This is a genomic window from Pseudomonas sp. 13B_3.2_Bac1 (genome assembly GCF_025466205.1).
GTDB classification, from domain to species: domain Bacteria; phylum Pseudomonadota; class Gammaproteobacteria; order Pseudomonadales; family Pseudomonadaceae; genus Aquipseudomonas; species Aquipseudomonas fluorescens_H.
The window spans coordinates 22,317-34,315 of sequence record NZ_JANLOG010000078.1 but is presented as its reverse complement, the minus strand read 5'-3'; the positions used below and the strand labels follow the sequence as shown (position 1 = coordinate 34,315).

Annotated in this window: 11 protein-coding genes; 2 read left to right on the top strand and 9 right to left on the bottom strand. The window is 62.6% G+C overall.

The window, feature by feature from the left end; translation table 11 throughout:
* Positions 1-72 precede the first annotated feature (72 nt).
* From NTD85_RS12960 to NTD85_RS12930, 7 genes are all read right to left on the bottom strand, one after another.
* The gene (locus NTD85_RS12960) at positions 73-435 is read right to left on the bottom strand and encodes a Na+/H+ antiporter subunit G (RefSeq protein ID WP_003225960.1); all 363 of its coding nucleotides are present in this window, start codon (positions 433-435) and stop codon (positions 73-75) included.
* Entirely contained in the window at positions 432-710 is a 279-nt protein-coding gene (locus tag NTD85_RS12955) for a K+/H+ antiporter subunit F (RefSeq protein ID WP_003225959.1), read from the bottom strand. The genes NTD85_RS12960 and NTD85_RS12955 overlap by 4 nt, the downstream gene beginning before the upstream one ends.
* Entirely contained in the window at positions 707-1,195 is a 489-nt protein-coding gene (locus NTD85_RS12950; RefSeq protein ID WP_003225957.1) for a Na+/H+ antiporter subunit E, read from the bottom strand. The genes NTD85_RS12955 and NTD85_RS12950 overlap by 4 nt, the downstream gene beginning before the upstream one ends.
* A complete protein-coding gene (locus tag NTD85_RS12945) occupies positions 1,192-2,871 on the bottom strand; it encodes a monovalent cation/H+ antiporter subunit D (protein ID WP_003225955.1) in 1,680 nt (559 codons plus the stop codon). The genes NTD85_RS12950 and NTD85_RS12945 overlap by 4 nt, the downstream gene beginning before the upstream one ends.
* The gene (locus tag NTD85_RS12940) at positions 2,868-3,212 is read right to left on the bottom strand and encodes a Na+/H+ antiporter subunit C (RefSeq protein ID WP_003225953.1); all 345 of its coding nucleotides are present in this window, start codon (positions 3,210-3,212) and stop codon (positions 2,868-2,870) included. The genes NTD85_RS12945 and NTD85_RS12940 overlap by 4 nt, the downstream gene beginning before the upstream one ends.
* Positions 3,212-6,130, bottom strand: coding sequence for a monovalent cation/H+ antiporter subunit A (locus NTD85_RS12935; RefSeq protein ID WP_262142334.1), 2,919 nt, complete (start codon positions 6,128-6,130; stop codon positions 3,212-3,214). The genes NTD85_RS12940 and NTD85_RS12935 overlap by 1 nt, the downstream gene beginning before the upstream one ends.
* Positions 6,131-6,376: 246 nt before the next feature.
* On the bottom strand, positions 6,377-7,312 hold the full coding sequence (locus tag NTD85_RS12930) for a DMT family transporter (RefSeq protein WP_262142332.1): 936 nt from the start codon (positions 7,310-7,312) through the stop codon (positions 6,377-6,379).
* 85 nt (positions 7,313-7,397) lie between these two features.
* On the opposite strand from NTD85_RS12930, the gene NTD85_RS12925 reads away from it, so the two are divergent.
* Positions 7,398-7,961, top strand: coding sequence for a helix-turn-helix domain-containing protein (locus tag NTD85_RS12925; RefSeq protein WP_003225948.1), 564 nt, complete (start codon positions 7,398-7,400; stop codon positions 7,959-7,961).
* A gap of 1 nt (position 7,962) precedes the next feature.
* Positions 7,963-9,357, top strand: a complete 1,395-nt coding sequence (locus tag NTD85_RS12920) for an FAD/NAD(P)-binding protein (RefSeq protein ID WP_262142331.1) — start codon at positions 7,963-7,965, stop codon at positions 9,355-9,357.
* A 132-nt stretch (positions 9,358-9,489) separates the two neighbouring features.
* Here the strand turns inward: NTD85_RS12920 and NTD85_RS12915 are convergent, their stop codons facing one another.
* Both NTD85_RS12915 and ppnN read right to left on the bottom strand, forming a co-directional pair.
* Positions 9,490-10,224 (bottom strand): substrate-binding periplasmic protein, encoded by a 735-nt coding sequence (locus tag NTD85_RS12915; protein WP_103484192.1) that lies wholly within the window; start codon positions 10,222-10,224, stop codon positions 9,490-9,492.
* Between the two features lie 241 nt (positions 10,225-10,465).
* Entirely contained in the window at positions 10,466-11,839 is a 1,374-nt protein-coding gene (gene ppnN / locus NTD85_RS12910) for a nucleotide 5'-monophosphate nucleosidase PpnN (RefSeq protein WP_003225941.1), read from the bottom strand.
* Between the last annotated feature and the right edge of the window lie 160 nt (positions 11,840-11,999).

Sequence of the window (11,999 nt, the reverse complement as noted above, 5' to 3'; positions counted from 1 at the left end):
TTGAAAGCATGCCCCCGGGGGGGAGGGGGCTTGCTCGCGAAGAGGCCCGCTCAGACACCATAGGTGTAGAAACTAACTACCACTATCGGTCCTGCGGCTACTCACCTCAGCCGGCACATCATCCCCGGCCATGCGCTTGCGGAACAATGCAGCCCGCGCCAGCAGCAGCGTGGTCACCGGTACGGTAATCGCCAGCAGAATCGGAATCAGCCACGCGTGCAGCACCGGCCCGGACTTGAGCACCGAGAAGCAGATGATCGATGCCAGCGCCACACACCAGGCGCCCAGCGTCGATGCCAGCGCCGGTGGGTGCATGCGCTGGAAGTAATCCTTCATGCGCAGCAATCCGGTAGCGCCAATCAGCGCAAACACCCCGCTGAGCACCAGCAGGATCGCCACCGGAATCTCGACCCACAGCGACAATTCAGCATTCATTCGATCACCTCGCCACGCAGCAGGAATTTCGCCAGGGCAAACGAGCCGACGAAGCCGAACAGCGCGATCAGCAGCGCCGCCTCGAAGTAAGTGTCACTGGAATAACGAATGCCCAACGTCAGCATCATCAGCATGGCGACGATGTACAGGTAATCCAGAGCGAGTACCCGATCCTGTGCCGACGGCCCCTTGAACAGGCGAATCAAGGTCAGGACCATCGCCAGCGAGAATAGAAACAGCGTCAGCAGAATCGCGTTCGACAGCAGCGGGCTCATTCGAAAATCTCCATCAACGGCTGCTCGTAGGCAGTCTTGAAGTGGTGGATGAAGTGCGCCTCGTCATCCAGATCCCAAACGTGCAGCAGCAGGATGCTGCGATCCAGCGCCAGCTCCGACCACACGGTGCCGGGCACCACGGTGCAGATCATCGCCAGAGCAGCCAGACCGTGGGCGTCGCGCAGGTCCAGCGGCACTTTGACGAAGCGCGAACGCGGCGGCCGGCGACCGGCGTTGAGCACGCCCCAGGCGACGATCAGGTTGGAGAGGATCACGTCACGACCGACCAGCAGGAACAGGCGCAGGATCGTCAGCGGGCGGCGAATGCGTACCTGTTTCGGACGCAGCTTGCGCATCATCAGCGGTGCCGCGAACCCCAGTATTGCACCGAGCAGCAGATTGCCCGGGCTGACAGACAGGTTCAGCGTGAGCCACAAGACCCACAGTGCCAGTGACAGCCACGGCGCGGGAAATACACGCTTCATGGTTGCACCTCCAGCATCGCCGCCTTGGCTTCAGGGCTTGGCACGGCGCGAGTGCCGAGCACCGCCATCACGTATTGCTGCGGATTGTTCAAGGCGTCGGCGGTGGCCTGGGTGTAGCGCAGCAATGGCTCGGCCTTGAAGGTCAGTGCGATGCTCAGCCCCAGCAACAGGAAGATCGGCGCACATTCAAGCTTGCGCAGCAGCGGCGAAGGGCGCTCTTCGGGTGTCCAGAAACGCTGGATACCCATACGGGCGAATGCCATCAGTGAGGCCAGTCCGGAGAGGATCAGCAGGGCCAGCAACGCCCATGCGGCATTCGAGATTGGAGCATCAGTTCCCAGCCCCAACGGATTGAGCAGAGCACCGATCAGGTTGAGCTTGCCGATGAACCCGGACAGCGGCGGCATGCCGATGATCAACAGCGCGCAGGCAATGAAGCTCAAACCGAGAAACGCCATGGTCCACGGAATGACCTGACCGACCACCGCTTTCTGTTCGTCGTCGAGGTTGATGCCCTTGGGCGGTTGCAAGGATTCCTGCGGACGTGGCAACAACTCGTTTTCGTCCTCCAGCGGGATTTCGTTGGCCGAACGTGAACGCTCAATCAGTTCGGCCAACAGGAACAGTGCGCTCAGGGCCAGGGTCGAGCTGACCAGATAGAACAGCGCTGCGCCGATCAGGTTCGGCTGGGCGAAACCTACCGCCGACAGGAGAATCCCCGCCGACACCAGAATGCTCAGGCTGGCCATGCGCTCCAGACGTTGCGCGGCCAGAATCGCCAGCGCCGCGCAGGCCATGGTCGCCATGCCGCCGTAGATCAGCCAGTCACCGCCGAAGAATGCCGAGGCTCCGGCTTGCCCGGAGAACAGCAGCGTCCACAGGCGTAGCAGGGTGTAGACGCCGACCTTGGTCATGATCGCGAACATCGCCGCAACCGGTGCGCTCGCCGAGGAGTAGGCCGGCACCAGCCAGAAGTTCAGCGGCCACATACCAGCCTTGGCCAGGAACGCCACGGCGAGAATCCCCGCGCCGGCGTGCAGCAAGCCACGGTCGGCTTCCGGCACCAGTGGAATCTTCAGCGCCAGATCGGCCATGTTCAGGGTGCCGGTGACGCCATAGATCAGCGCCGCGCCAATCAGGAACAGCGACGAGGCCAGCAGGTTGATCGAGATGTAATGCAGCCCCGACGACACCCGCGCCCGACCCGAGCCGTGCAGCAACAGGCCATAGGAGGCGGCGAGCAGCACCTCGAAGAACACGAACAGGTTGAACAGGTCGGCGGTGAGGAACGCGCCGTACAGGCCCATCAGTTGAATCTGGAACAGCGCGTGGAAGCTCGACCCCGCGCCGTCCCAGCGCGCCATGGCAAACAGCAGTGCGCTGACGCCGATGATGCCGGTCAGCACCAGCATCAACGCCGAGAGGCGATCGACCACCAGCACGATGCCGAACGGCGCCTGCCAGTTGCCCGGCAGGTACACGCCGATGGAACCGGGCACACCAGTGGTTTGCGTCCACTGCAGCAGCATCACCGAAATGAACAGGCCGACGAGGCTGGAGAACAGATTGATTTTCGCCTTCAGCGGGCGGTGCTTTTCGCCGAGCATCAACATGATGGCGGCGGTCAGCAGCGGCAGCAGGATCGGTGCGGCGATCAGGTGAGTCATCGCCATCATTCCTTGGGCTCCCGGCCGTCGACATGGTCGGTGCCGGTCAGGCCCCGCGACGCCAGCAACACCACCAGGAACAGCGCGGTCATGGCGAAGCTGATGACGATTGCCGTCAGCACCAGGGCCTGTGGCAGCGGATCGGTGTAGTGCAGCAGGTCCTGGGTCACGCCGTCCTTGATCACCGGCTCTTTACCGATGAACAGGCTGCCCATGCTGAAGATGAACAGGTTGACCGCGTAGGACAACAGGCACAGGCCCATGACCACCTGGAATGTCCGTGGCCGCAACACCAGCCAGACACCGGACGCGGCGAGTACGCCGATGGCGATTGCGATGACTTCTTCCATCAGACGGCTCCTTTGCTGGCGACGGACTTGGGCAGCGACGCGGTCTTGTGACCACGCACCGATTGGTGGGCGAGAGCGGTCAGAATCAGCAGCGTCGAGCCGACTACCACGGCGTACACGCCGATATCGAAGAACAGCGCACTGGCGATATGGATCTCGCCCAGCAGCGGCAATGCGAAATGCCAGGTGTGGGTGGTCAGGAACGGATAGCCGACCGCCATCGCCCCGAGACCGGTGGCGGTGGCAAACAGCAGGCCGGTGCCCATCCAACGCAGCGGTCGCAGGCTCATTTGCGCCTCGACCCACTGGGTGCCAGCGACCATGTATTGCAGGATGAACGCCACTGACATCACCAATCCGGCGACGAAACCGCCGCCCGGCTGGTTGTGGCCGCGCATGAACAGGTAGAACGACACCACCAGCGCAATCGGCAGCAGCAGGCGCACCAGCACTGCCGGCACCATCATGAACCCGAGCGCGGTGTCGCTGGCTGTACGCGGGTTGACCAGATCGGTGACCACATCCGGCGCGAGCAAGCGTTGCTGGGCCGGCAATTGCAGGCTTTCTTTCGGCGGACGGAAGCGCCGCAGCAGGGCGAACACGGTCAGTGCCACGGCCACCAGCACGGTGATTTCACCGAGGGTGTCGAAGCCACGGAAGTCCACCAGCATCACGTTGACCACGTTGCTGCCACCGCCCTCGGGCATGGCCCGGCTGAGATAGAACGAGGAAATGTCGTTGGGCGTCTGCCGCGTCAGCATGGCGTAGGACAGCAGTGCCATGCCGGCGCCGACCGCAATCGACAGCAGCAAGTCGCGCAAGCGGCGCACCCGGGCCTTGCGCAGGCTCGATGGCAGTGGCGAGACTTCTTCGATGCGTCGTGGCAGCCAGCGCAGGCCGAGCAGGATCAGCACCGTGGTCACCACTTCGACCGCCAGTTGCGTCAGGGCCAGATCCGGCGCCGAGAACCAGACGAAGGTCACGCAGGTCATCAGCCCGCAGACGCTGACCATGGTCAGGGCGGCGAGACGGTGATACTTGGCCTGCCATGCCGCGCCGAGGGCGCAGGCAATCGCCAGCAGCCACAGGGTGACGAACACGATGGAACCCGGAATCTTCGGCCGGTCGCCCCAGCTCAGGCTGCTGTGCAACATCGGGATCAGGCCGGCGAGCACTGCCGCCAGGACCATCAGGAACAGTTGCATCTGCAGGCGTCGGGTGCCGAGTCGGCGTTCTACCCGACGGGCCATGCGCATCATGATCACCAGACTGCGTTCGAACAGGCGCTTGCCGTTGAAACGGCCCACCAGCGGCGGGTATTTGAAGCGGCCGCGCTTGAGCTGGTTGCGCAACAGCAGATAGACCACGATGCCGCCGGACATGGCGATCAGACTCATGATCATCGGTGCATTCAGACCGTGCCAGATCGCCAGGCTGTACTCGGGCAACGTGCCGCCCACCACCGGCAGCGCGGCGGCCGCGAGCAGCGGGCCGACCACTTGCGCCGGGAAGATCCCGACGACCAGACAGGTGAACACCAGCAGCTCCACCGGCGCACGCATCCAGCGCGGCGGTTCGTGCGGAGTGTGCGGCAGGTCGGTAGCCGTCGGGCCGAAGAACACATCGACGGTGAAGCGCAGCGAGTAGGCGACGCTGAATGTGCCAGCGATGGTCGCGACAATCGGCAGTGCTGCTTCGACCCACGCGGTGGCGTTGATGAACACGGTTTCGGCGAAGAACATTTCTTTCGAGAGGAAACCGTTGAGCAACGGCACGCCAGCCATCGACGCACTGGCAACCATCGCCAACGTGGCGGTGAACGGAATCAGTTTGATCAGGCCGCTGAGTTTGCGGATGTCACGGGTACCGCTCTCGTGGTCGATGATCCCGGCGGCCATGAACAGCGAAGCCTTGAAGGTCGCGTGATTGAGGATGTGGAATACCGCCGCGACCGCCGCCAGTGGGCTGTTCAGACCCAGCAGCAAGGTGATCAAGCCCAGATGGCTGATGGTCGAGTAGGCCAGCAGGCCCTTGAGGTCGTTCTGGAACATTGCGCAGTAGGCGCCGAGCAACAACGTACACGCACCGGCGCCGCTGACGATGTAGAACCACTCTTCACTGCCGGACAGCGACGGCCACAGGCGCGCGAGCAGGAACACCCCGGCCTTGACCATGGTCGCCGAGTGCAGATAAGCCGAAACCGGGGTGGGCGCCGCCATCGCGTGCGGCAGCCAGAAGTGGAAAGGAAACTGCGCGCTTTTGCTGAGTGCGCCGATGAGGATGAGGGGAAGCAGAACAGGGTAGAGGGCATGTGCGCGAATCTGATCGCCGGCGGCCAGGACCTTGTCCAGGTCATAGCTGCCGACGACATGGCCGAGGATCATGACCCCCGCCAGCAGGCACAATCCTCCCGCACCGGTGACCATCAGCGCCATATAGGCGCCACGACGGGCGTCAGAACGGTGGTGCCAGTAGCCGATCAACAGGAACGAGAAGAGGCTGGTCAGCTCCCAGAAGAACACGATCTGGATCAGGTTGCCGGAGATCACCAGCCCGAGCATGGCGCCCATGAACGCCAGGAAGAAGGCGAAGAAGCGCGGCACCGGGTCGTCCGGCGACATGTAATAACGCGCATATAAAGAGACGAGTGCGCCGATGCCCAGCACCAGCAGCGAGAACAGCCAGGCGAAGCCGTCCATGCGCAGGACGAAGTTCAGACCCAGGCTGGGCAGCCACATGAACTCTTCGCGAATCACCCCGCCGTGGGCGATTTGCGGGTACAACAGCGCGACCTGCACGGTGCCGATCAAAGCGACCAGACCTGCCAACAGGGATTCGGTATTACGTGCGTTGTGTGGCAGCACCGCTGCCAGACAGCTGCCAATGAATGGCAGAAGCAGTAGAACTATCAGGGACATAGGCTTCTAATCTGCGGAAGTTTGTGAAGCATCATACGTGCCAGCTCCCTGATTACCAAACCCGAGGATGTCTCAGAATCCTACAAAGTAGTCTGAAAAATTTGGTTTGGCATTGTTTCAGGGGGAGGGATGTTGTGACGGATGAACCTTTCGCGAGCAAGCCCGCTCCCACATTTGAAATACATTTCAAGGTGGGAGCGGGCTTGCTCGCGAAAGCGATAGGGCAGACGCTAAAAATATCGAAGATCAGCCCTGGGTTTCCCGCTCCAGCTCAGCGTCCACTTCGTCAACCTTACCCTTGGTCTTCAACTCACTGACAATCACCGCCGCGACAATCAACCCCGCGCCAACCAAGGCAATCGCCGGCAAGCGCTCCCCGGCAATCCGCCCGACGATCCCGGCCCACACCGGCTCACCGGCATAGATCAAGGTTGCCCGGGTCGGTGAAACACTCTTCTGCGCCCAGTTCATCGCCACCTGAATCGCCGCACTCGCTGCGCCGAGACCCAGCGCGGTCACCAGCAAGGTCCAGGAAAAATCCGGAAGCGCTTCGCCGGTCGGCACCACCAGCAGGAACGACAGCACAGAGGTCACCGCCAGCTGCACCACGGTCACCCGGCGCACGTCGACCTGGCCGGCGTAGGTGCTGATCAGAATGATCTCGGCGGCAATCGCGATGGCGCTGATCAGCGTGGCGATTTCGCCGGGGCTGAAATTCAACGAAGCGCCGGACGGACCGGACAGCAGCATCAACCCGGTAAACGCCAGCATGATGCCGATGCTCGGCATCAGCCCCGGGCGACGGCCCAGCACCAGCCATTGCAGCAACGGCACGAAGGGCACGTACAGCGCGGTGATGAATGCCGACTGGCTGCTCGGGATCGTTTGCAGGCCAACCGTCTGCAAGCCGTAACCAAGCATGATCGCCACGCCGATGAAGGCGCCGGCCTTGAGTTCGAACAGGGTAAGTTCACGCAAGTGACGCCAGGAGAACAGCGCGACGATGCAAGCCGCCGCCGCAAAGCGCAGGCCGACGAAGAACATCGGGCCGCTGACGGTCATGGCGTGTTGCACCAGCAGGAACGTGCCGCCCCAGACCATGGTGATCAGCACCAGCACGCACTCGGCCTTGCTGAAGCGGGAGAAGCGGATAGGGGTGGAGGAACCGTTCACTGACGTCATGACCTTGCGCACTATAAAAGGCAGGACGCACAATGCGCCCAACGTTGCGCAGTATACTGCCCAACCCCACCGAGTGAGCAATATAGTGCACAAAGATTCCAGCCAACGGGCGTCCGTCCTGCAACACGTCAGTCATAACGTCCGGCGCCTGCGCCACGCTGCCGACATGAGCCAGACCGCGCTGGCGGAAAAGTCCGGCGTCAGTCGGCGCATGCTGGTGGCGATCGAGGCCGGGGAAAAGAATGTCAGCCTGACCACCCTCGACCGGGTCGCCGAAGCGCTCGACGTGGCGTTCAGCGACCTGATCCAGGCCCCCGACGCGCGCGATACCAGCCGCATCAACGAGGTGGCGTGGGCCGGAGTGATTCCCGGCAGCAAAGCGGTGTTGTTGTCCAAGGCGACCGCTACCCGTGAAGTCGAGCAGTGGGAATGGTGCCTGCAACCGGGCGAGGTCTATCCCTCGCAACCGGATGCCGATGGCTGGAGCGAACAGATTTACGTATTCGAGGGTTGCTTGACGTTAACGGTTGGCGACGTGGCCAACACCATTTCTGCCGGTGAGTTTTTCATGTTTGCCAGCAACCAGCCGCACGGCTATCGCAATGACGGAGCGGTCGCGGTGCGGTTTGTGCGCAATGTGGTGATTTGAAATGAATCAGAACGCAGACATCCTGATCATCGGCGGTGGCCTCAGCGGCACGATGCTGGCCGTGCAATTGCTGCGACTGCCCGGGCAACGCCAGATCCTGATCATTGAACCACGCGCCGAGCTCGGCCGTGGCGAAGCCTACAGCGCCGTCGAGCTTGGCCACACGCTCAACGGCAATGCGGCGCGCATGAGTGTCGACCCGGACAACCCGGATGATCTGACTCAATGGCTGACCGCGCACATTGCCGCCGGCGGCTGGCCGCAATCTGCCGAGCAGAACGTGCCGATCAGTGAGCTGTTCCCGCCACGTGGCTTGTTCGGCGTGTATGTGCAGCAGCGCCTGGCCGAAGCGCGGGTCGTTGGTGCGCAGCACGCTTCGACGGTCGAGCACATTTGCGCTGAAGTCGTCGATGTGCAATCCGCTGCCGACTCGGTGCAACTGAGCTTGAGCAATGGGCGACGGTTGTGCGGCACCTACGCCGTGCTCGCCACGGGCATGTTCCCCGCCGCCCGCACGCCGCAGAAACAATCCAGTGGCCTGAACGCCGCTGCGCTTGATCCGTGGGATGTCGCCGCCATGCGCCAGCTCGATCCGCAATCGACCGTGCTGATCATCGGCTCCGGCCTGACCATGGTTGATGCGGTGGTTTCGCTGGAGCAGGCCGGGCATCGCGGGCCGATCGAAGTGTTTTCCCGTCATGGACTGTTGCCCCATGTGCGTCGACAACCGTCGGCGTGGGTGGATTTCCTCGCCGAGGATCAGAGCATTCGCACGCCGCGACAGTTGTTGCGCGAGCTACGTCGGCATTGCCGCGAGGCGATCGCTCAGGGCATCGACTGGCAGGCGCCGCTGGACACGGTGCGGGCGCACATCGGACGGCTGTGGAGTCAGGCGACTGATGTGCAGCGTCGACAATTCGTACGCCATGTACGGCCGTGGTGGGAGAGCCATCATCACCGTTCGCCGCCGTTGAGTGCGGCATTGGTGGAGCGCTTGCACAACGAGGGGCGGTTGCGGATTCAGGCGGCGTCGTTCAAGGGGCTTGAGCCGGTGGTGGGCGAGGGTGTGAGCATTCGGATTCGGCGTCGGGGCGAGGTGGAAACCTGTGTGGTACAGGGGGCAGCGCTGATCAATTCCAGCGGCATCGAGTACGACTGGCGCCGCGTCGCGCGGCCGCTGCCGCAGCAATTGTTGGCGCGCGGGCTGGTGCGTCCGGGGCCGTTGGCCTTGGGGATTGCGGCGGCGGTGGACGGTGCGGTGCTGGACGCTGAAGGGCAGGCCGGCAGCCGATTGTTCGCGATGGGGCCACCGTTGCGCGGGATGTGGTGGGAGAGCACGGCGGTGACGGATGTGGCATTGCAGGCGAAGGCGTTGGCGGCGCGGCTGGTGGAATGAAAGCAGACCGGCTGCACAGATCCCTGTAGGAGTGAGCCTGATCGCGATAGCGGTGGGTCTGTCACCTCATTGCTGAAGGGGCTGACGCTATCGCGAGCAGGCTCACTCCTACAGTTGAACGGGGCAGCTCAGTCATCTCGGCAGTGCATTCATCAGCCAGCGCTGGCGAATCTGTTCCATTCGCCCATCGGCGCGCAAGGTTTCCAGTGCCTGCTGCCAGCGTTGCACCTGACCCGGATCGGTCTGCAGCGAAAAGGCAATGTAGGTGTCCTGTTTCATCAGCGGAATCTGATACTGCAAGCGTCCCGGTTCCATGCCTTGGGTGCGGGCCAGCGCGGCGGTGGAGAGTGTGTCGGAGACCACGAAATCGGTTCGGCCAAGGCTGAACAGCCGCATCATCTGTTCCGGGGTTTCGACGCCGTCGAGGTTCTTCAGGTTCTGCTGTTGCAGGTAGCTGTAGATCAGCCATTTGCGCGGCACGCTGATACGACCGGCCTGATCCGCCTGCTGCAGGGTTTTTACCGGCGGCTGGTTGTTGGCATGGGCATACAGCGCGGTTTCGACTTCAATCAGCGGCCCGACCCATTGATAGCGGTCATCGCGCTCGTCGGTACGCAGGACGGTGAAGACGCCGGTGTTGGGTGTTTCGCTGGCGGTGCGCAGGGCGCGCAGCAACGGCACTTGTTGCAGATCGATCCGGTCGCCGGTCTGTTCGGCCAGCGCGCGCACCACATCCACGCCGTAGCCCACCAGTTGATCGCCTTGCTGGAAATGCAGGGGCGGGTGGTTGTCGGTGAGCAGTTGCAGATCGGCCGCATCGGCCGCCAGGGCCAGGAGTGACAGCAGACACGCGGCAATCCGTTTCATGAATCGTCCCTGAAAAATTGAACGCGAAGCTTAGTACGGGCCGGTGGTGGCTGTCGTGAGGAATGTACGGGGCTTTTGTGTCAGAAACAAAGGCTGATTGGCAGCATCGGATTGACCTCAAAACAATTGTGGGAGCGGGCTTGCTCGCGAAAGGGGTGTGTCAGGCAACATTGTTGTTGACTGACACGGCCTCTTCGCGAGCAAGCCCGCTCCCACATTGGCTGATGCGGCGGCTGAAAAGTTACGCCACCACGCGATAGCAAGGCACATACGCCGCGCCGCCCGGCAGTTTCATCCGATGCTGGGCGACGAAGGCTTTGAGCAGCGCGTCGAGCGGTTGCATGATCGCCGCGTCACCACGGATCTGGTATGGCCCGTGTTCTTCGATCAGGCGGATGCCCTTGTCCTTGACGTTGCCGGCGACGATCCCCGAGAACGCGCGGCGCAGGTTGGCCGCCAGTTCATGGGGCGGCTGGTCGCGGTGCAGTTTCAGATTGGCCATGTTCTCGTGGGTCGGATCGAACGGGCGCTGGAAGCTCTCGTCAATCTTCAGCAGCCAGTTGAAGTGGAACGCGTCGTTACGCTCGCGGCGGAACTGCTTCACTGCTTTGAGGCCAGCGGTCATCTGCCGGGCGACCTCGGCCGGGTCGTCGATGATGATCTGATAATGCTGCTTCGCCGCATCGCCGAGGGTGGCGGTGACGAACGCGTCGAGTTGTTCCAGATACGGCGCGGCATGTTTCGGCCCGGTCAGGATCACCGGGAACGGCAGACCGGCGTTGTCCGGGTGCATCAGGATGCCCAGCAGGTACAGGAATTCCTCGGCGGTACCGGCGCCACCCGGAAAGATGATGATGCCGTGGCCGACACGCACGAAGGCTTCCAGACGTTTTTCGATGTCCGGCAGGATCACCAGCTCATTGACGATCGGGTTCGGCGCTTCGGCGGCGATGATCCCCGGCTCGGTCAGGCCGAGGTAGCGACCGCCGTGGATGCGCTGTTTGGCGTGGGCGATGGTCGCGCCCTTCATCGGGCCTTTCATCACGCCGGGGCCGCAACCGGTGCAGATGTCGAGGCTGCGCAGGCCCAGTTCGTGGCCGACTTTCTTGGTGTATTTGTATTCTTCGGTGTTGATCGAGTGACCGCCCCAGCACACGACGATTTTCGGCTCGACGCCCGGACGCAGGGTGCGCGCGTTGCGCAGCAGGTGGAACACGTAGTCGCTGATACCTTGTGAGGAGCTGAGGTCGATGCGTTGGCTGTCGAGTTCGTTTTCGGTATAGACGATGTCACGCAGGGCGCTGAACAGCATCTCGCGGGTGCTGGCGATCATTTCGCCGTCGACGAAGGCGTCGGCCGGGGCGTTCAGCAGTTCGAGGCGCACGCCGCGATCCTGCTGGTGAATGCGGATTTCGAAGTCCTTGTAGGCTTCGAGGATGGTCTTGGCGTTGTCGACATGCGCGCCGGTATTGAGGATGGCCAGGGCGCACTGGCGGAAGAGGGTGTAGGTGCTGCCGGATCCGGCTTCGCTCAGTTGCTGAACTTCACGTTGAGAAAGGGTTTCCAGGCTGCCTTTCGGGCTGACCGAGGCATTGATTACGTGTCGTTGGGTCATGCAATGATCCTTAAAACGATGTCATTCCAGTGGCAGGCGAATGGCATCCGAATAGTGTGTATCCATGAATGAAGATGGCACGATCTGCGCTGTACCGCCATGTCCCCCGTTGGACGCTGAAAAGATGAAAAGGGCCCCCAGCATAGCTAAATCCCCGATA